The sequence below is a fragment of the Allobosea sp. GW821-FHT09G06 genome (assembly GCF_059416005.1).
Genome location: NZ_JBWKOI010000001.1, coordinates 143,381 through 162,711, shown reverse-complemented (window position 1 = coordinate 162,711; position 19,331 = coordinate 143,381). Strand labels below are relative to the sequence as shown.

The 19,331-nt window shown below is 64.1% G+C and carries 22 protein-coding genes; 10 read left to right on the top strand and 12 right to left on the bottom strand.

The features are described from left to right. Window positions 1-27: 27 nt before the first annotated feature. Together ung and AC07NY_RS00750 are read right to left on the bottom strand one after the other, a co-directional pair. Window positions 28-726, bottom strand: coding sequence for a uracil-DNA glycosylase (ung, locus tag AC07NY_RS00755; RefSeq protein ID WP_494581032.1), 699 nt, complete (start codon window positions 724-726; stop codon window positions 28-30). Beyond that, window positions 723-2,243: a bifunctional metallophosphatase/5'-nucleotidase gene (locus AC07NY_RS00750; protein ID WP_494581030.1), complete on the bottom strand. Its 1,521-nt coding sequence runs from the start codon at window positions 2,241-2,243 to the stop codon at window positions 723-725. Before AC07NY_RS00750 ends, ung begins: the two co-directional genes overlap by 4 nt. A 283-nt stretch (window positions 2,244-2,526) precedes the next feature. On the opposite strand from AC07NY_RS00750, the gene hemH reads away from it, so the two are divergent. Next, window positions 2,527-3,591 (top strand): ferrochelatase, encoded by a 1,065-nt coding sequence (hemH, locus tag AC07NY_RS00745; RefSeq protein ID WP_494581029.1) that lies wholly within the window; start codon window positions 2,527-2,529, stop codon window positions 3,589-3,591. A gap of 1 nt (window position 3,592) precedes the next feature. On the opposite strand, the gene AC07NY_RS00740 is transcribed toward hemH, so the two are convergent. After that, complete coding sequence (locus AC07NY_RS00740) at window positions 3,593-4,273, bottom strand: alpha/beta fold hydrolase (RefSeq protein WP_492285907.1); 681 nt, start codon at window positions 4,271-4,273, stop codon at window positions 3,593-3,595. Window positions 4,274-4,528: 255 nt separating this feature from the next. On the opposite strand from AC07NY_RS00740, the gene AC07NY_RS00735 reads away from it, so the two are divergent. Further along, window positions 4,529-5,023, top strand: coding sequence for a MarR family winged helix-turn-helix transcriptional regulator (locus tag AC07NY_RS00735; protein ID WP_492285908.1), 495 nt, complete (start codon window positions 4,529-4,531; stop codon window positions 5,021-5,023). 202 nt (window positions 5,024-5,225) lie between these two features. Here AC07NY_RS00735 and AC07NY_RS00730 read toward each other — a convergent pair whose 3' ends face one another. Next, window positions 5,226-5,939 carry an orotate phosphoribosyltransferase gene (locus AC07NY_RS00730; protein WP_494581026.1) on the bottom strand — a complete coding sequence of 238 codons (714 nt, stop codon included), beginning with the start codon at window positions 5,937-5,939 and terminating at the stop codon, window positions 5,226-5,228. A gap of 377 nt (window positions 5,940-6,316) precedes the next feature. On the opposite strand from AC07NY_RS00730, the gene AC07NY_RS00725 reads away from it, so the two are divergent. The 5 genes from AC07NY_RS00725 to AC07NY_RS00705 all read left to right on the top strand — a co-directional run bounded on the left by AC07NY_RS00725 (window position 6,317) and on the right by AC07NY_RS00705 (window position 11,473). Further along, complete coding sequence (locus tag AC07NY_RS00725; protein WP_494581025.1) at window positions 6,317-7,552, top strand: MFS transporter; 1,236 nt, start codon at window positions 6,317-6,319, stop codon at window positions 7,550-7,552. A gap of 372 nt (window positions 7,553-7,924) precedes the next feature. Beyond that, window positions 7,925-8,344, top strand: coding sequence for an SxtJ family membrane protein (locus tag AC07NY_RS00720; RefSeq protein WP_492285911.1), 420 nt, complete (start codon window positions 7,925-7,927; stop codon window positions 8,342-8,344). A gap of 17 nt (window positions 8,345-8,361) precedes the next feature. Beyond that, window positions 8,362-8,511, top strand: a complete 150-nt coding sequence (locus AC07NY_RS00715; protein ID WP_492285912.1) for a DUF5989 family protein — start codon at window positions 8,362-8,364, stop codon at window positions 8,509-8,511. Window positions 8,512-8,519: 8 nt separating this feature from the next. After that, a complete protein-coding gene (locus tag AC07NY_RS00710) occupies window positions 8,520-10,352 on the top strand; it encodes a carbamoyltransferase family protein (protein ID WP_494581023.1) in 1,833 nt (610 codons plus the stop codon). A 5-nt stretch (window positions 10,353-10,357) separates the two neighbouring features. Then, a complete protein-coding gene (locus AC07NY_RS00705) occupies window positions 10,358-11,473 on the top strand; it encodes an SGNH/GDSL hydrolase family protein (protein WP_494581021.1) in 1,116 nt (371 codons plus the stop codon). A gap of 836 nt (window positions 11,474-12,309) precedes the next feature. On the opposite strand, the gene AC07NY_RS00700 is transcribed toward AC07NY_RS00705, so the two are convergent. The 3 genes from AC07NY_RS00700 to AC07NY_RS00690 form a co-directional block, all read right to left on the bottom strand. Then, a complete protein-coding gene (locus AC07NY_RS00700; RefSeq protein WP_494581019.1) occupies window positions 12,310-12,522 on the bottom strand; it encodes a hypothetical protein in 213 nt (70 codons plus the stop codon). Window positions 12,523-12,532: 10 nt separating this feature from the next. Then, window positions 12,533-12,691 carry a hypothetical protein gene (locus tag AC07NY_RS00695; protein ID WP_494581017.1) on the bottom strand — a complete coding sequence of 53 codons (159 nt, stop codon included), beginning with the start codon at window positions 12,689-12,691 and terminating at the stop codon, window positions 12,533-12,535. Window positions 12,692-13,084: 393 nt separating this feature from the next. Further along, window positions 13,085-14,065, bottom strand: a complete 981-nt coding sequence (locus tag AC07NY_RS00690; RefSeq protein ID WP_494581015.1) for a PAS domain-containing protein — start codon at window positions 14,063-14,065, stop codon at window positions 13,085-13,087. A gap of 226 nt (window positions 14,066-14,291) precedes the next feature. Between AC07NY_RS00690 and AC07NY_RS00685 the strand changes: the two genes are divergently transcribed. Next, window positions 14,292-14,513, top strand: coding sequence for a hypothetical protein (locus tag AC07NY_RS00685; protein WP_494581013.1), 222 nt, complete (start codon window positions 14,292-14,294; stop codon window positions 14,511-14,513). Window positions 14,514-14,517: 4 nt separating this feature from the next. Continuing rightward, complete coding sequence (locus AC07NY_RS00680) at window positions 14,518-14,721, top strand: hypothetical protein (RefSeq protein ID WP_494581012.1); 204 nt, start codon at window positions 14,518-14,520, stop codon at window positions 14,719-14,721. 764 nt (window positions 14,722-15,485) lie between these two features. On the opposite strand, the gene AC07NY_RS00675 is transcribed toward AC07NY_RS00680, so the two are convergent. The 4 genes from AC07NY_RS00675 to AC07NY_RS00660 all read right to left on the bottom strand — a co-directional run bounded on the left by AC07NY_RS00675 (window position 15,486) and on the right by AC07NY_RS00660 (window position 17,358). After that, window positions 15,486-16,094 (bottom strand): peptidase S14, encoded by a 609-nt coding sequence (locus tag AC07NY_RS00675; RefSeq protein WP_494581010.1) that lies wholly within the window; start codon window positions 16,092-16,094, stop codon window positions 15,486-15,488. A 72-nt stretch (window positions 16,095-16,166) separates the two neighbouring features. Continuing rightward, complete coding sequence (locus tag AC07NY_RS00670) at window positions 16,167-16,382, bottom strand: hypothetical protein (protein ID WP_494581008.1); 216 nt, start codon at window positions 16,380-16,382, stop codon at window positions 16,167-16,169. A gap of 105 nt (window positions 16,383-16,487) precedes the next feature. Then, window positions 16,488-17,024: a hypothetical protein gene (locus AC07NY_RS00665; RefSeq protein ID WP_494581006.1), complete on the bottom strand. Its 537-nt coding sequence runs from the start codon at window positions 17,022-17,024 to the stop codon at window positions 16,488-16,490. A gap of 34 nt (window positions 17,025-17,058) precedes the next feature. Next, entirely contained in the window at window positions 17,059-17,358 is a 300-nt protein-coding gene (locus AC07NY_RS00660) for a PepSY domain-containing protein (protein ID WP_257735723.1), read from the bottom strand. Between the two features lie 254 nt (window positions 17,359-17,612). Between AC07NY_RS00660 and ku (AC07NY_RS00655) the strand changes: the two genes are divergently transcribed. Then, entirely contained in the window at window positions 17,613-18,479 is an 867-nt protein-coding gene (ku, locus tag AC07NY_RS00655; RefSeq protein WP_494581004.1) for a non-homologous end joining protein Ku, read from the top strand. Here the strand turns inward: ku (AC07NY_RS00655) and ku (AC07NY_RS00650) are convergent, their stop codons facing one another. Next, window positions 18,480-19,265, bottom strand: a complete 786-nt coding sequence (gene ku, locus AC07NY_RS00650; protein ID WP_494581002.1) for a non-homologous end joining protein Ku — start codon at window positions 19,263-19,265, stop codon at window positions 18,480-18,482. It abuts the gene before it with no gap. Window positions 19,266-19,331: the final 66 nt, after the last annotated feature.

The following is a 19,331-nucleotide window of genomic DNA, read 5'->3' as shown; positions in this document are numbered from 1 at the left end:
CAAGCCCGAGCATGACGCTAGTGCGCTTCACCACGCAATTGGCCTCTCCCCCTCCTCCTCCAGCCAGGCATTGGCCCGGCTGAACGGCTTCGAGCCGAAGAAACCGCGCCGTGCCGACAGGGGTGAGGGATGGGCGCTGGCGAAGACCAGATGCCGGCTCTCGTCGATCAGGGGGCGCTTCGCCTGCGCCGGATTGCCCCAGAGCAGGAAGGCGACATGCGGCCGCTCGCGCGAGACCGCCGCGATTACCGCATCCGTCACTGCGCCCCAGCCGAGCGACAGGTGCGAACCGGCCTTGCTCGCCCCTTCCCGCACCGTCAGCGCCGTGTTGAGCAGGAGAACGCCCTGCTTCGCCCAACGCGTCAGGTCGCCATCGGCAGGAGCCGGCTCATCCAGATCGGCTACCCGCTCCTTGTAGATATTCACCAGCGAGCGCGGCAGCGGCGGCGGCCCGACATAGGAAAAGGCGAGCCCGTTGGCATGGCCCGGCGTCGGATAGGGGTCCTGCCCAAGGATGACCGCCCTGACCGTATCGAGCGGCGTCAGCGCCAGCGCGGCGAAGACGCGCTCGGGAGCCGGCGCCACCACCTCGCCGGCCGCCCGCTCGGCATCGACGGCGGCGCAAGCGCGCCCGGCAACCCCATCGGCAGCGAAGACCGGCAAATCCCGCCAGCCCTCCGAAGCCGCGCTCGCCAGAAAGGCCGCGAGCGCCTCGCTGCAATTCACTTCAAGACCGCCCGACCCTCGACCTTGGCATCGACCGTGCCGAGCTTGCGAACATAGACCATCACCTCGTTCGCCATCAGCTTGCCGTCGGTCAGGCCGAGCAGCGTCTTGCCACGGCCGAGTGCCGTATAGCCGTCGCCGCCTTCCAGCATGAAGTTGTTGGACGCGACGGTGTACTTGGCCGCGGGATCGATCTGCTTGCCGTCGACCGTGACCGCCGTGACGCGCGAACCCTGCGGCTGCTTCAGATCGGCCTCGAACTTGAGCCCGGAGACGACGGGGAAGCGGCCGGCACCCTGCGGCGCGTCGCGCAACCCGTTCTCGATCGCATCCTTCACGTCCTTGCCGGTGATCTCCACCATCACGGTGGCATTGCCGAAGGGCAATTCGCTCAGCACGTCGCGCCGGGTCAGCTTATGCCCGGCGGCATATTGCTTGTTGGCGCGAATGCCGCCGGCATTGGTGATAGCGAGCTGGGCGCCGGTCGCGGAGCGGATCGCGTCGGCGATCAGGTTGCCGATCGCGGTTTCCTGCGTGCGGATGACACCGGTGCGGGAATCGAGCGGCGCGGCGAGCGTCGCGATATCGATGTCGAGCTCTTTCGAAAGCTCTGCCTCATAGCCCTTCACGATGGCGGCGACATCCGGATCGGGCGTCGCCGAGCGGGAATCGTTGACGCGGAAAGTCGGCGTCCACGAGACCTGCCGCGCCGCGCCCTCGCCCCGGACGCTGACGGCGATGTCGATGGCGGTGACGTAATTGCCCTCCTCGTTCGACTCGACCATCACCACCTTGCCATCATAGGCGATGGCGAGGTCGTGATCATGGCCGGTGAGCACGATATCGACCACGCGCGAGCGTACGATCTCGTAATCCATGGCGCGGTCGGCATGGACCACGGCGACGAGGATGTCGGCGCCCTGCCCCTTCAGCGCCTTGGCCTCGCGGCGCAGCGCCTCCATCGTCGAGGAGAATTTCAGGTCGCCGGGATTGGAAAGCTGCGGCGTCGGATCATAGGTCGTGCCGATGACGCCGACCTTGATGCCGCCGAGCTCGAAGACCTGCGAATCCTTGTGCTGCGGCAGCGTGTTGCCGACGGCATCGCGCAGGTTCGCGGCGAATGTCGGGTAATTCTGCGCCGCCGTCAGCTTGAGATAGTTGTCCTTGCCGAAATCGAACTCGTGATTGCCGGGCACGAAGACGTCGATGCCCATCTTGTTCTGCATCGCGACGATATGCGCGCCCTGGTCGAAGCCCGACATCAGCGAGGGCGAGTAGCAATCGCCGGCATGGCAGAACAACACCGGCACGCCCTTGGCCCGTTCGGCCTTGGCGATGCCGGAAGCGCGGGCGAAGCCGCCACGGCCCTTGTCGTCGCTCATCTTGTAGATGTCGTTGAGCAGCAGCAGCGTGAAGCTCGGTGCCGGCTGCTGCGCCATCGCCACGGGGGCGGTCGCTGCGAGCGTGGCAGGCGCCGCCAGGACGCCGAGAGCCTTGCGGCGGGTGAGCTTCGTCATCGGGGCGCCCTTATGTCTTGAGAACGGCTCCAGACTAGCAAGACTGTGGCCAAGCTGGCCAGAGGCAGCTGCACCGGAAGAAGCCGGAGGCGGCAGTGTCGCACCTCGACTTTCGGAGGGTTTCGAGGCTGGACGAAAGCGCGAACTCGTCTAAATCACGAGGGCAGAGCATCGGACCGAAAAGTGGATTGCACTTTTCGGAGAAATCCGATGCTCACGAAAGAGATAGATCGCCACCGCGCACCCGCCAGGGCGCGCGACGATCTAGGGAGAGCATGCGCTCATGACTGCTGACATCGCCGCCGCGCCAAGCCGCGAAGCCGCTTCCCTGCCGCCGGATCATCCCAAGGTGCGCTACGGGCGCATCGGCGTGCTCCTGATGAATCTCGGCACGCCCGAGGGCACCGGCTACTGGCCGATGCGCGCCTATCTCAAGGAGTTCCTCTCGGACCGCCGCGTCATCGAGGAGCCCCGCTGGAAATGGTGGCCGATCCTCAACCTGATCATCCTGTCGACCCGGCCGGGCCGAAAAGGCAAGGACTACGCCTCGATCTGGAACAACGAGCGCGACGAGGGCCCGCTCAAGACCATCACCCGCTCGCAGACCGAGCAGCTCACGGAGCGCCTGAAGCCGCTGGCCGGCGACCGCGTCGTCTTCGACTGGGCGATGCGCTACGGCTTTCCCGATGTGCAAAGCCGCTTGAAGGCGCTGCTCGACCAGGGTTGCGACCGCATCCTGCTGCTGCCGCTCTATCCGCAATATGCCGCGCCGACCTCGGCCACCGCCTGCGACCAGGCCTTTCGCGCGCTGATGCAGATGCGCTGGCAGCCTTCGGTGCGCGTCGCGCCGCCTTATCACGACGACCCCGTCTATATCGGCGCGCTCGCCCGCTCGATGCGCGCCTCGCTGGCGAAGCTCGATTTCGCGCCCGAGGTCATCCTCTGCTCCTTCCACGGCATGCCGAAGGAATACCTGCTGAAGGGCGACCCCTATTATTGCCAGTGCGTGAAGACCTGGCGCCTGCTGCGCGCCGAGCTCGGCCTCTCCGAGGAGCAGTTCCCGCTGACCTTCCAGTCGCGCTTCGGCCCGGACGAATGGCTCCAGCCCTATACCGACGAGACGGTGAAGGCGCTGGCGCAAGCCGGCAAGAAATCCATGGCCATCGTCGCGCCCGGCTTCTCGGCCGACTGCCTGGAGACGCTGGAAGAGCTCGACGGCGAGAACCGCGAGATCTTCCTGCACAATGGCGGCGAGAAATTCGCCTATCTGCCCTGCCTGAACGATTCCCGCGAAGGCATCGACGTCATCGCCGAGGTCGTCCAGCGCGAATTGATGGGCTGGCTCTAAGCTAGCCCGCGCCGACCACGAAGCGGGCCACGCTCTCGGCCACCGGCCGCGCCTTCAGGATGCGGCGGTGGCCGAGCCCCTCCGTCACCTCCAACCTGACGAACGGGCCGCTCTCGGCCAGCGCTTCGGCATGCTGGAAGCCGAGTTCGCGATCCTGCCGGTCATGGATCACCAGCGTCGGCAAACCGATCGCCTTGAGCTGAAGCGGCCCCTCGAAAGCCTCGACCGGATTGCCCGCGACGACATGGATGCGCCGCTCCAGCGCCGCCTGCCCGCGCCGGCCGAGGCCAAGGGCATCGCCGAACTGCCGGGTGATCCGGGTGACCGATGACGGCGCGGCGATCAATACCAGCCTGTCAGCGCTGACCACAGGCTGCCCTCTGACCGAGCCCGCCAGCGCCGCAAGCGTGATCGCCCCGCCGAAGGAATGTGTGACGATCGCGTGGAACGGCCCGAACACCCGCGACACCGCGGCAAGGCTCGCGACGCCGAGCGGAATATTGAGCTCGCGCCCGGTCGAGGCGCCATGACCGGGCAGGTCGAAGGCGACGACCCGAAAGCCCACCGCCAGCAGCGGCTCGACGAAATCTGTCATCGACGCCGCATCGCCGGTCCAGCCATGGACCAGCAGCACCGTCCGGGTCGGCGCATGATCCTCGGGCTCGAAGACATAGGCCTGCACGCTCCCGCAGGGGAAGGGAATCGCGCGCGGACTCGCTTGCCGCAATCGCGCCGGCAACACCTGCCCCCCCGTGCCGCCGTTTCCGTTTCGCTTTGCCGGCCTCGGCGGGGTACAGAAGAGGCGGAAGGCGAGGCGGCCGGCCGTGCGTGGAGCTATAAGGCTCGCCGCGCGGACCAGCGGGCGCATGTAACGGAGGGCGGAAGCGCTCATGGCGAATATCCGATTTTGTTCAACGCTGAACTATTATGTTCAGCCATGAACAAAAAGCAAGAGCTTTCCGAGACGCAGACCCTGCCCTGGGACCTGCCGCGCTTCCGCAACTGGGTCTCCATCGCCCGCGCCCATAACATGTGGGAGAAGGTGCTCACCGAGTCGTTGGCGCCACTCGGGATCCAGCTCGCGCATTACGACGTGCTCGCCAACATCTTCCACGTTCCCGGCCTCTCGCAGCAGGCCTTGGCCGAGAAGCTTCTGGTCGGCCGCAGCGCCATGAGCATGTTGCTGCCTGTGCTGGAGAAGCGCGGCCTGATCGAACGCCGCAACGACGAGGCTGACCGGCGCCTGCGCCGCCTCTGGCTGACGCCCGCCGGCGAGGCGATCACCCGAAAGGCGATGGCGATCCATGTCGCCGAGATCGAGGCGATGATGCAGGTCCTCACCGACGAGGAATGCAATGCCGCGGGCGAGGCGATGCGCCGCGTCGGCAAGGCGCTCGAGGCGCGCAGCGCAGCGGCGAAGGGCACTATTTGAAGGGCGTCATTCCGTGTCTGCGCAGCGGCATGTTAATGCCGCTGCGCAGACACGGGACCGTTTTCCGATAAGGGCGACTTCACATGCAGGAAGGCGCCCTTCCGCTTGAAGAGAACCTCCTCGTCGTGCGATCCCGTGTCTGCGCAGCAGCACTCGCGTGCCGCAGCGCGCACGGGAAGACACCCAGGCGCGAAGCTAACCCTCAGGCCGGCTTCTTTTCCTCGCCGAAGGCCGAGATACCGCCATGCTTGGCCGACCAGGTCGCGGGGTCGTTGAGGAAGCTCTCCACCTCGGCCAGGATCTTCGGCTCGAAATGGCCGCTGTCCTTGGCAACGGCGAGCACGTCCCACCACGTCGTGAGATAGTGCAGGTTGATGCCGATCTCGTTCATCAGCTCGCGGCTCTTCGGGAAGATGTCGTAGTAGAACAGCACGAAGCAGTGCTGCACATCGGCGCCGGCCGTGCGCAGCGCCTCGGCGAAATTGACCTTGCTGCGCCCGTCGGTGGCGAGGTCCTCGACCAGCAGCGTGCGCGCGCCCTCGACGACCGAGCCCTCGATCTGGGCGTTGCGGCCAAAACCCTTCGGCTTCTTGCGGACATACTGCATCGGCAGCGAGAGACGGTCAGAGATCCAGGCGGCGAAGGGAATGCCCGCCGTCTCGCCGCCGGCGATGATGTCGAGCGACTCGTAGCCGATGTCGCGCACGATCGTCGTCGCCGCGAAATCGATCAGGGTCGAGCGCAGGCGCGGGTAGGAGATGATCTTGCGGCAGTCGATATAGACCGGGCTCGCCCAGCCCGAGGTGAAGAAGAAGGGCTTGTCGCTGTAGAAGTGCACGGCCTTGATTTCGAGCAGCATCTTGGCCGCTTCGCGCGCGATCTCGGTCCTGTCGGTGGGGGTGAACAGGTTGGACATGGGCGCGGTCTCTCCGGGCTGAGCGACGCCGCTCGCCGGGGACGGCAAGGGCGCTGGGACTGGTCGAATTGGCAAACGGCCCCTTCTGATCGCCCTTGCCCGGCAGGTCAATCCCTCCGCGCGGCGATTTTCACGACGGTCTGCGGGCCAATTCCGCCGCTCACACCGCTTCTGGCGCCAGCCAGAGGGCAACAGGGCGGCTGCGTTGCCCAAAAACGACCATTGCAGCGTTTCCCACGGCATCCACAAGCTGGCCCGCGAGGGATCATTGCGCCGGCTCAGATCGCATGAGATGGCAAAATCATTCGAATTTGGGCGGTGCCGTGCCGGCATCGTCGCTCCGCGCTTGGCCGGAGCAGCAGCATGGGGCTTGAATCATGAGTGAACTGCGAATGGCTGCCGCGCCATCGGCACCGACTGAGGTGGACAGCAAGGCGCGCAAGGCCCTGTGGGGCGCCGCGATCGGCTACGCCATGGACGGGTTCGACCTCTTGATCCTCGGCTTCATGCTGCGTGCGATCTCGGCCGATCTCCAGCTCAGCCAGGCGCAGGCCGCCTCGCTGGTCACCGCGACCCTGGTCGGCGCGGTGCTCGGCGGTATCGGCTTCGGCATGCTCTCCGACCGCCTCGGCCGGGTCCGCGTCCTGACCTGGACGATCGTCCTCTTCGCCGTCTTCACCGGCATGTGCGCGCTCGCCCAGGGCTACTGGGACCTGCTGTTCTACCGCACCATCGCGGGCCTTGGCCTCGGCGGCGAGTTCGGCATCGGCATGGCGCTGGTCGCCGAAGCCTGGCCGGCCTCGAAGCGGGCGCGCGCCTCCTCCTATGTCGGTCTAGGCTGGCAGGTCGGCGTGCTGGCAGCGGCGCTCGCAACCCCGCTTCTGCTGCCCTCGATCGGCTGGCGCGGCATGTTCGCCATCGGCATCCTGCCGGCGGTCGTCGCCTATTTCATCCGCCACTCCCTGCACGAGCCCGACGTCTTCGTCGCCCGCTCCAAGGACCGGCCGAAGGAATCGGCGCTGCGCCTGCTGGTCAAGGACCGCGAGACCACGAAGCTCAGCCTCGGCATGGTGATCCTCTGCTCGGTCCAGAACTTCGGCTATTACGGCGTGATGATCTGGCTGCCGAACTACCTCGCCACGCGGTTCGGCTTCCAGCTCACCCAATCGGCCTTGTGGACCGCGGTGACCATCGCCGGCATGGCGCTCGGCATCTTCGCCTTCGGCCATATCGCTGACCGGATCGGCCGCCGCCCGGCTTTCTTCGGCTACATGATCGGCGCTGCCGTGATGGTCATGGTCTATTCGCGCCTGACCGATCCCATGCAATTGCTGGTCGGCGGCGCGGTCATGGGCTTCTTCGTCAACGGCATGCTCGGCGGCTACGGCGCGCTGATCAGCGAGCTCTTCCCGACGGCGGCGCGCGCCACCGCCCAGAACGTGCTGTTCAATATCGGCCGCGGCGTCGGCGGCTTCGGCCCGGTCGTCGTCGGCGCGATCGCCGCGACGCATGGCTTCCAGACCGCCATCGCGCTGCTCGCAGCCCTCTACGTCCTCGACCTGATCGCGATGTGGCTCCTCATTCCCGAGAAGCGCGGCGCCGAGCTGGAATGAACCTGCAGGACGAGAATTGCGGATGTGAATGCAGGGGGCGCCAAGGGGCGCCCTCTTGCGTTTGAAGATTGAGGCCTGCCGAAAATGGGAACGGCCCGCCCGAAAAGCGGCAAGCGCCGAACCGACCGTGCCCGAGCCAGATCCGCATCCGGGTGGCGAAACCATAGACAGCCTTCCTCCCGGCATGCTGAAAAAGCCTGCACCTGGCGTGCGTCCGTCAGAGGCAAAATGGCGATCCGGCCATTCTTCCGTCCCGGATGTCCGGAGAGGCGGGATTCCACTTTTTCGTCCGATCCTCTAAGGAGCACCCGCTGTCCGCAGCGATGCGGCGCCGGCCGAACGAAATCCAAAGGGTCACGAGCGGAGTAGGCGATGTCCGATTTTCAACGACGCGGGCCGGAAGAGACCATCAACAAGTCCAGCGAACGGCAGTTCGGACTGGTCATGGCCGGTTTCTTCGCCATCCTCGCGCTGCTCGCACTCTGGCGCGGCCACCCTGGTTTCGTACTCGGCTGGAGCAGCGCCTCGGCGGCGTTCGCTGGCGCGGCGCTGCTGGTTCCGGCGTTGCTGAAACCGTTGAACGCACTCTGGTTCCGCTTCGGCCTTCTGCTACACAAGATCATGACACCCCTGATCATGGGGGCCATGTTCTTCCTTGTCTTCACACCGATCGCGCTGATGATGCGCCTGCTCGGCAAGCGTCCGATTCCGACGAGCTTCGACCGCGGCGCACAAAGCTACTGGATCGCGCGCGATCCCGCCGGGCCCGGCCCAATGACCAAACAGTATTGAGAGCAGGAGCCGCGCCCTTGTCCTTCCTCCGCGAAATCACCGAGTTTCTGCTCGCTCGCAAGAAATACTGGCTTATCCCGATCGTGATGATGATGGTGGTAATGGGTGGGCTCGTCGTGCTCACCAAGGGCTCGGCCGTCGCTCCCTTCATCTACACGCTGTTCTGACGGACGCGATGCGCATCCTCGGCATTTCCGCATATTATCACGACTCAGCAGCTGCGCTGGTCATCGACGGCGTGCCGGTCGCGGCCGCACAGGAGGAGCGCTTCACGCGCATCAAACATGACGCGGGTTTCCCCGTGCACGCGATCGGTTATTGCCTAACGCAAGCCGGACTGAAGCTATCGCAGCTCGATGCGGTGGTCTTCTACGAGAAGCCCTTCGTCAAATTCGAGCGGCTACTCGAGACCTATCTCTCGGTGGCGCCCCGCGGGTTCCGGCAGTTTCTCACGGCGATGCCGCTCTGGCTGCGTGAGAAACTGTTCCAGAAGAGCCTCCTGAGCGACGAGCTGAAGGCGCTCGATGCCGAATTCGATCCGGCGAAACTCCTCTTCAGCGAGCACCATCTCAGCCACGCCGCCAGCGCGTTCTACCCGTCCCCTTTCGAGCGAGCCCTGGTGCTGACGCTCGACGGCGTCGGCGAATGGCCGACGACCTCGGTCGCACTTGGCAACGGGGCCGCGCTCGACATCGTCAAGGAGCTGCACTTCCCGCATTCGCTCGGGCTGCTCTATTCGGCCTTCACCCACTATGCCGGCTTCAAGGTCAATTCCGGCGAGTACAAGCTGATGGGGCTTGCCCCGTACGGCCGGCCCGTGCATGCGCAGACCATCCTCGACCATCTTGTGGATCTCAAGCCGGACGGCAGCTTCCGGCTCGACCAGCGCTATTTCGATTATATGGGCGGGTTCACCATGACCAATGCCCGATTCGAGGCGCTGTTCGGCGAGGCGGCGCGGGCGGGCGAGGCGCAGCTGACGCCGTTCCACATGGACATCGCCGCCTCGATCCAGGCCGTCACCGAGGAGATCGTCCTGCGCATGACGCGCTCGCTCGCGGCCGAAACCGGGGAGCGCAATCTCTGCCTGGCGGGCGGCGTCGCGCTGAACTGCGTCGCCAACGGCAAGATCCTGCGCGACGGCAGCTTCGCCGAGATCTGGGTGCAGCCCGCTTCGGGCGATGCCGGCGGAGCGCTCGGGGCGGCGCTCGCCGCCCATCACAGACAATTCGCGCAGCCGCGAACGGTCGCCGCGGGCCTCGATGGTATGGCGGGCTCCTATCTGGGGCCGGCCTTCGCGCCGGAGGAGATCGCCGGACGCCTGCGTGCCGTCGGCGCCGTCTTCGAGGAGCACGACGAAGCCGGCATGCAGGCGCAGACGGTCGAAGGGCTCGTCGCTGGCAAGGCGGTCGGCTGGTTCCAGGGCCGGATGGAGTTCGGCCCACGCGCCCTGGGCGGCCGCTCGATCCTCGGCGACCCGCGCAGCCCGAGCATGCAGAAGACCCTCAATCTGCGTGTGAAGTTCCGCGAATCCTTCCGCCCCTTCGCGCCGGCCGTACTGGCAGAGGATGTCGGCGACTGGTTCGAGCACGAGGGTGTCTCGCCCTACATGCTGATGGTCGCGGAGGTCCGGCGGGAACGCCGCCGCGCCATGACCGCCGCGGAGGAGGCGCTGTTCGGCATCGACAAGCTCAACGTTGCCCGCTCCGAGATTCCGGCCGTGACCCATGTCGACTATTCGGCACGGCTCCAGACCGTGCATGCCGAGACCAATCCGCGCTTCCACGCCCTGCTGAGCGGCTTCAAGGCGGCGACGGGTTGCCCGGTTCTGGTCAATACCAGCTTCAACGTCCGCGGCGAGCCGATCGTCTGCACGCCGGAGGATGCCTTCCGCTGCTTCATGGGCTCGGATATCGAGATGCTGGTGGTCGGCACCTGCGTCCTGCGCAAGGAAAAGCAGGACCCGGCGCTGGCGCTCGACTACACCTCGCGCTTCGAGCTGGATTGACGTCGATGGCCGCTCGTCCCCGCTCACGCCTGCGCGGTCTGCTCGTCAATCTCGCGGTGATGGCGGGAAGCGTCGTCATATTCCTCGCTGTCTGCGAATTCGTGGTCTTTCGCTTCGTGCTGCCGGGCTCGGACGTGCCACGCAACGCGTTCATCAATGAGCTGGTGCGCTACGCTCCCGGCCAGAGCGGGCATTGGCGGGTGCGCGACGACGTCGATGCGCCATTCTCGATCAATGGAGAGGGCTGGAATTCGCCGCTGCCGACCTATCCACGCGAGCGCCGGCCGGGCGTGCGGCGCATCGCCTTCGTCGGCGACAGCTTCGTCGAGGCGCTGCAGGTCCCCTTCGACCGCAGCTTCGCCGAGGTCACGGCGGAGGCGCTTGGCTCCACCGGCCCGGCCGAAGCCTACCGCTACGGCATCGCCGGAGCGCCGATGAGCCAATATGTCCAGATGATCCAGCAGGAAGTCGGGCAGGCGCAGCCGGATACGATCGTGGTCATGTTGGTCCACAATGATTTCGACGAGAGCTTCGTCTTCAGGCCGGGCCGCTATACGTCGAGCTTCCGCAAGCTCGACGTCCAGAACGGCAAAGTCATCGGCGAACTGCCGCCGACGCCCTGGCGTCCGGGGTCAGTCGAGTTCCTCAGACGGACGGCGACGAGCAGCTTCTTCCTCTATCGCTGGCAGGTGCGTCCGCAGGCGATCGTCGACGCCATCCTCGGCCCGGCCCGCGCTGCGGAAGGCAACTACGCGGCCAATGTCGAGATCGGCGCGGTGCTGGTTCGGGAGGCTGATGTAAAGGCGGCGACCGACCACGTCGTTGGCCGCCTCAAGGCGCTGGCACAAGCGGCCGGCGCCCGCCTGCAACTGGTGATGGACGGCGACCGCGCCGCGATCGAGGCCGGCCGCGGCGATAGCCCGGCCCTCAGGCTGAATGCCATCGCCGCTGCGGCCGCCGCGAGACATGGCGTGCCTTTCCTCGACCTGCATCCGGTCTTCGCGGCTGAGTGGGCGGCCAAGCGCAAGCCCTTCGCCTTCGCCTCGGACGCCCACTGGAACGCCTATGGCCATGCCGTAGCCGGCCGGGCGGTCGCTGCGGCCTTGGCCGCGCAGCACTAGGTTTCGAAAGCCTCCCCGATAATCAAACGCGCCCGCGACTTGGGGACACCAGGGCGCAGCGCAGGCAGGAGGCCGGTCGAGCGCTCTTGCTCAACATGTGGACTGGTCGAGTAGGACCGCCGCTGCGAGCCCACGATCGCCCGCATTCACATTGCTAGCGGTGGGATCGGGAGAGTTCCTTCGATGAGAGGGTGCCTGTGACCCACGGCCAGAGCAAACTCGAAACCAGCAGATAACCAGAGGCTTTCGAGGCATCTCGAAAAGGGCGTCGGATCATCCGCGCCCAAAAGCAAAAAGCGCCGGAAAATCCGACGCTTACATGCTTCTCAAGTCCTGAGATTGTCTGGAGCGGGCGAAGGGATTCGAACCCTCGACCCCAACCTTGGCAAGCGATTTATCCTTCAGTTCCAATATCTTGAGCGCGTTCAATGTTGGCGTCTCCGACGGCACTGCTGCGCCTAGGCTCAAATTGAACGGGTGAGCCAAACTCGTAGGCTTTCGCCGATCTCGAAGACCCGCGAACCGCTCAAACTGCAACCGCCGTGTAACCCTGCCGATTTTCGCTCGATTTCCCATCCAAGGCGCCCAGCATGTTTCCGTTCTCACAGCGATCAACGCAGTTGAAGGAAACACGCTGTGGAAGCCCAAGAAAGCGAGAAGCTGATCGCCCTGAAAGATTTTGGTTGGTCCGCGACAACCCCACCATTCACCCCACCGGCTAAAAGCGCTTGCCCTTTCGGGGGCTCAATGCTGGCGAAGCGTCCTCGTCTTCGCGCAAACATTCGAAAGAAGCATGGCGCGGCTACCAGTCGGTAGTTCAGCTTAGTCCGGAGAATCTACTCCCAACCCTCCGCGTCCTCGTGGCGCGCTTCCCACTTCTCGATCGCCTCGATAAGGCCGATCAGCTCCATCTCCTCTGGCGTGCCTGCTTCCGGGTTCCCGAGCTCAAGGACTCGCTGCGTCGCTCGTTCATAGTCATCGACGCATCGAACGATTGCCCGTTTGGGATCTATGTCGCCTGCTTGGGCTGGCGTGAGGAAGGAGAACACCCGTACCTCCTTATTGTTCGGCAGGCGTCATAAGGCTCGCTTCGTACGCCACCATGGCGGCCGAGAGATCGAGGAAAGCGCCTTCGTCGCGCTCTTCGTCGGGCAGGTCGGCCAGCGACTTCAATCGTGCGATAGCTCGCTGATACTGGTCCTCGTTCTCGATCGTCACGAGACGCTACTCCATGTGATTGATCAAACTGCTGATCGCCGCGACGCATCAGACGTCAGACTTTCGGTGGAAGGCCCGCTCTGTCGAACACTGGTATCGACTCCGTAGAGCCCTCGGGCCTCTGCCCCAGTGGCACATCCTCCGCTGCCTGCCGCACCGCCTCTTCCGACTCCGTCAGGCCATCTGGAGTGTTATTCGCGTCACTCCCTTCATCATGGACGTTTGTCCTCTCGCTTACTCGGCGCCCGGTCTGGATAGGGTCGGCGGCTAGAGGGCTTTCCCCTGGCGTGGCGGGCTCACGCTCGTCTTCCAAAATCGCCGGATTTTCACGTTGCTTTGGCATGGTTGACTCCTTTGAAGAGCAAGCCATGCAGCTCATGTTTGTTCCGGCCTTTAGGCCTTGAGCCTTGATTTGGTCATCTCGATCTCGACGACCAAGCCGGAGGGAAGCCAGGCGAAGTGCATGCGTGCGCCCAACTGTGATTTGACCGCTCGATCGACAAGAAGGCTGCCAAAGCCTCGCCTTTGAGGCTCGCCGTCGACCATGGGACCGCCGAACTCTCCCCAGCGCAAACGGACATCTTCACCCGATGCCTGGACTTTGATCTCCACCGTTCCTCCGGGAACAGAGAGGGAGCCGTGCTTCACAGCGTTCGTCGCCAGTTCGTGAAGCACCAGTGCGATTGCCGTAGAAGCGGACTGGCCAACCCCCACCCCGTCCCCATTCATCGTGATCAAAGGGGTTGCGCCCGCGTTGTAGGGTGCAATCAGTCGCCCGATGAGTTCCAGAAGGGTGTCGGGCGCTCGATCACTGCTTTTCAAGACGATGCCGTGCGCCCTGTTCAGCGATGCAATTCGTTCAACGATGCCTTCTGCGAACTCAGCAGAAGCAGGCTCTGTCCGAGCGGCCATTGAAATGAGGCTGCCGACAACGGCAAAGATATTGCCGATGCGGTGCTGCAACTCGCGAGCGATGAGTTCCCGCTGCTCTTCGGCAGTTCTTCTGGCGGTGATATCGATATGCGCCCCGATGAGCTTGACCGGCTTGCCCAACTCATCCCGCTGGATTTCAGCTTTGGCTAGGATCCAGCGCACAGCGCCGTCCGACGGGCGAACGATGCGATACTCGGCCTCATACTCGACATCGGTGCCAAACACGCTCCGATGGAAATGGCTGACGACCCGGTCTCGGTCTTCCGGGTGGATGCGAGCAACCCACGCCTCGTGGGTTTCGTTCTCTGACTCCGGGGGGAGTCCGTGGACTGCGAGATACTCGGGAGAGCGCTTGTTCCGAAAGGCGCCTTCACGGAGGTCGACTTCGAGGCCACCGATCTGGCCAATGCGCTGGACGCGGGCAAGTTCTTCCTCCCGCAATCGCAGCCTTTTTAGAGCCTCGTCTAACGGCAACTCTATGCCCCCCGGCAATGTCGAAAGCCGCGATCCTCTGCCGCGTCTCAGAACATCGATACTTGCTCAAGGCGATCTGGTTCCAAGGCTTGCATCGCTTTTTTTGTTTAGTGGCCATCACACCTCAGCGCTCAGTATCAAGCGGCTTTTTGCGCACAAAGGAACGATCGGATCGAACCGCGGTTGAGCCTGCATGGCACGCATTGTGATCCGCAACGAAGATCAACTGAACGAGGCTCTTGACCGAGCGATCCACCTCGCGGGCTCTGCGAAGGGCGGCGACGAGGAGCGTCAATTGAACGCGATCAACGCAGCGGTGGAACGGTACGAGCGGTCGCTGGCCGTCACGGCCGCCTCCGGCCGCAGTGAGCCGAAAACCAAAGACGATGTCCCGAGCGGCACCGGATCGGAGTGAGGCGATGCCGATCGAGAATTCACACCCGCCGAATGTCGCCAAGAAAGTCGGCATCCGCGTCGTGGCGATTATCGCATTCATCATCGTAGCGATATTCATCGGCTTCAATCTGAACCACCTGCAAACGCAGCGCGAACTACAATCCGGCCAGGTCGATCCGCGAAATGCTCCCAAGAGCCCGACGGATCTACAAGCACCAAGGCGCTGAAGTGGGTGAAGCCGATGCTCACTCCGCCGGCGTAAGCTACATATTTGTTTTGCCGTTCGGCGACTAAGATGCGCCCGATCGCGCAGAGTGCCGCAACGAGGGTTCGTAGCCGCTTATGGCGAAGCTGTCGGACTGCACGCGTCTCGCCTTTAGCCAGTCACCATTGCGTCCCAATCGATACGGAGCGGATCGTCGTTCGCGATGATGCCTTCCAAACCCAGTTCACAGGCGAGCTTGAGGAACGGCGCGCCCTCGGCATTGATCTCTTCACTGACGCCGATTGAGCTGTGAGGCCAGCACGTCAGTGAGCATTAGCCACGGGCAGTTCGTTCAACATCCTGCCAGGCTACACATCGGCGATAGCAAGCTCATAGAACACGAGATTCTGAACGCCCAATCCCGCTGAGCCCGCGGATATATCGCAGCTGAACCTTCCTTCAGCGCACGCGTTGTTCGTTGTGTCCGTCGCATCGGGAGGGTTCCAATGTTTCACTCAGTACCCGATCATGGCGTGTTGGTCCGGCAATGGCGCTCTCGCCCTCCCACCGGGCGGCAGATGAGCATGGCATTGTGCAGTTTCATGTCCCCCGAGGACGTGGAAGCCCACCTCGCCAGCGCAGCCAATCGATCAGTGACTTATGTGAGATGGTGCTTGGACAGCGACGCCATCGTCCCAGCGAGCTTATTGGCCGCAGCCCTTCGGGTCGGCGCCGACCTTCTGCCGCCACTCGTAAGCTACGAGCCCGCTTCGAAGCGAACGCAGATTAGATCACACCTTCGATGAGGCCCAGATTTTTGGCCTCATTGGCTTCGATATACCAGTTCTCTGGTGCGAGTTTGAGAACCTGCTCCATCGTCACCGACGATCCAGCGATGAGGTTCTGAAACCCCTCGTTTTGAATCTGAATGGAGTGTTCGATCTCGTTCAGCTTCGCCTTGAGATTGGCGATGCACATCGTCAACGGACCATCCAGAATGATGTTCGCCTGGATTTTGCGCTCATGCACCATCAGCCGCGTGCCGCGCGTGAGATAGCGGTTCGGGCGGGCAAAGAAGCTCATGAAGGTGGCGCCGGCGGAGTAGATCGCGGTCTTGCCCAGAAAGACGAACCGCCGTGCCGGCTCCTGCTCGCTATGGAAGCGAATATCCTCTCCCATCATGCGCGCGACCTCAGGATCACCCCCAAGTGTGCTCAGCTCGATGACGACGCTTCCCTCGCGGGGCGCCGTCATGAGCCTATCCCGGAAAAACGCATACATCAGATTGTCGACGACCCCCGCCAGTAGAATCGGGGGGTTTAGGAAATCGATGGCTTGCAGGGGACGAAACAGGTCGTTCGGGGCGTCATTGGCCGCGAGTGAGTGCGAGTTCATGCTTGGTCCAGAGGTGGTGGCGATACTCGCGGCTGAACGCGTGCTGGACGCCGTAGTTCCCCGCAGATCGGTTTAATCGCGCGCCCGATATTGTCGCAGCGTGTGGTCGACCAGATCATTCTCGTTCAGCGCCAGCATCACAAAAGACGCCAGAATGTAGGCAAGCCGCGTACGTCCCGGTTCGCGTTCTCCGTCATCGATCAGCGATTTGACCTGACGCCGTGCCGCATCGCGTGCGGACCTGGGCGCAGGCAAGATCGACCGGGTTCTGAAGCGATGAGAAGGCATGGAGCTCAGCCTAGAAGTTGCTCCCACAACTCCGTCCTGCTCAAGACAATGGCCCCGCCAGCCAAGCTGGCGGGGCCTCCATCACGGCGTTCTGTGTTGGAGCGATCACACGACAGGCGGGCGATAGGGGCCCGCGGTCTCGTCGAACCGCTCCCAGCCGCTGGCGCGATACTCAGCTTCCCGCGTCGTTCGATCGATCGGCGTGGCTCCGTCGAGAATGGCCTGAACCGCGGCTTCACGCTCGGGCTCGGTGCGGACCGAAACGACGGAACCGCCGCGGCGAACCGTCTCGGCATAGTAATCCGCTTCGTTCTTGTCGTGACCTTCCTTCACGAAGGAGCCGACGAGGCCGCCGGCCGCGGCGCCCGCAACGGCGCCGGCTGCGGTCGATGCAAGCCAGCCGGCCGCGACGACCGGACCGACGCCGGGGATCGCGAGCATGCCGATGCCGGCAAGGAGGCCGGCAGCGCCGCCGATGCCGGCGCCGATGCCGGCGCCTTCCGTGGCATTCGTCTCGTCCGACGTACCGGCGCTGCCGACAACACTGATGTCGTTGCTGGAAACGCCTGCGGCCTCTAGCTGCTCGACCACCGAGCGGGCCGTTTCGTAGTTGTCATAGGTGCGAGTCAGGGTGCGGGTCATGTTTGCCTCCAAGAGTTGGGCTTAAGGGTCGAGATCAGTTGCGGGTGATGTTGCCGCGATAGTCGACGGAGACATTGACCTGCGCGCCGGCATGCGTGGCCGTACCCTTCCAGACGCCGTTGTCGTCCTTCTTCAGCGCGCCAACACTGGAATAGCCGTTGGCTTCGAGGCGGCTCTTGGCCTGGCCCTCAGTGAAGCTGTTGGCGCCCGGCAGCGGGGCGTTCTTGTCGGCGTCGGCCTTGGGTGCCGGCATGGGAGATGTGGTGCTCGTCTGAGCGATCGCACCGAACGAAATCGTAGCTGCGACGAGCGAAACGAGGATTGTTGTTTTCATTGTCCGACACTCCTGATGGGGAGCGGCTCAAGGCCGCCGAGTGTGAATCGAACGGCCCGCAGTGTGATTCTGTTCCACGCTCGCTGGTGCTTCCCGGACCTGCCGGCGAAGAAATTGATGTGGCTGGATTGTTGGAGACCTGGAGGCTGAGATTGGCCCGTGAAGTGGCTCAGATGCCGGCGGAACATCCGAAGCTCGACGATGTTCACGGAGTCTGCTGTTAGGGCCGCGAACACACATATTGAGAGGCGACCATGGCGCCGCGAGCGATCTGGAAAGGCGTCCTCAAGGTCGCCGAAGTCACTTGCCCGGTGGCGCTCTACACCGCGGCCTCGACCAGCGAGCGCATCTCCTTCCACACGCTGAACCGCAAGACCGGCAATCGCGTCCATCGCCAGTTCATCGATGAGGTTACGGGCAAGCCGGTCGAGAAGGACGACCAAGTCAAGGGCTATGATCGCGGCGATGGCGACTACATCGTGCTGGAGCCCGATGAGATCGCCGAGGCTATCCCGGAAAGCGACAAGACCCTCGATGTCGCGACCTTCCTGCCTTGCGACGAGATCGATGATCTCTTCTTCGACCGGCCCTATTACGTGACGCCTAGCACGCCGGTCGCGGCTGAGGCCTTCGCTCTGATCCGCGACGTCATGGCGAACCGCGAGGCTGCAGCCCTGGCGCGCACCGTGATCTTCCGGCGGATGCGCTCGATCCTGATCCGGCCGCATGATGCGGGGATGATCGCGACGACGCTCAACTTCGACTACGAGGTGCGTCCGGTGGAGAGCGCCTTCGACGATATCCCGAAGCTGAAGATCGAGGGCGAGATGCTGGAACTCGCCGAGCACATCATCCGCACCAAGGCCGGCCGCTTCGACCCCAAGGCCTTCGACGACCGCTATGAGAACGTGCTGGCCGAGCTGGTCAAGGCGAAGATCGAAGGCCGCAAGATCAAGCCGGTGAAACGGCCGGAGCCGGCGAAGGTCGTCAATCTGCTCGACGCTCTCCGGCAGAGTGCCGAGGCGGGGAAAAGTGGGAAATCGGCCGACAAACCGGCGGCGAAGCGCAAATCCTCCCGCAAGACGGCGGCCAAGGCCGAACCGCGACGCAAGGCAGGCTGATCATTTCCGCGGTTCGAGGCTGCGCTTGAGCGCATCCATGATGCTGACGACATTGCCCTCGCTAGCGGCCGGCTTGGCCTTTTTGGCCGGCTTGCGGCCTTTCTGCTTGGCCTTGATGAGGTCCAGCAACTCGTCTTGGACGGGATCCTGCGCGAGCTCCGGCGACCAGTCCTTGGTGCGCGATGTGATCAGCTTCTCCATGAGCGCGCGCATGTCGGGCTCGGGTTTCGCCTTCTTGATATCCGCGAAATAGTCCTTCTCGTCGCGGACCTCGTCGCCATAGCGCAGCGTCCACAGCACGATGCCTCTGTCGCGCGGCTCGAGCAGCACGGCCCGCTCGCGCCGATAGAGCACGACGCGGGAGATGCCGACCGTCTTGGTTGATTTCATCGCCTCGCGGATGACGGAAAAGGCCTCGTCGCCGATCTTGCCGTCCGGCACGAGATAATGCGGCGTGTCGTACCAGATCCAGCCGACGGAGGAGCGCGGTGCGAACAGCTCGATATCGATGGTCCGCGTGCTCTCCAGCGCGACGGCGTCGAGCTCGTCATCCTCCAGCATGACGTAGTCGTCGTCGCCCTTGGGATAGCCCTTGACCTCATCGTCATCGGCGACCGGCTTGCCGGTGACGGCATCGACGAAGCGGCTCTGGATGCGGTGGCCGGTCTTGCGATTGAGCGTATGGAAGCGGACCTTCTCGCTCTCGGAGCGCGCCGGCATCATCGCGACCGGGCAGGTCACGAGCGAGAGCTTGAGATAGCCTTTCCAGAATGTCCGCTGGGCCATAGGCGCTTCTCCGATCGGACGCGAAACGCATCGGCCGCCGATCCGTTCCGATACCGCGGGGCGCCG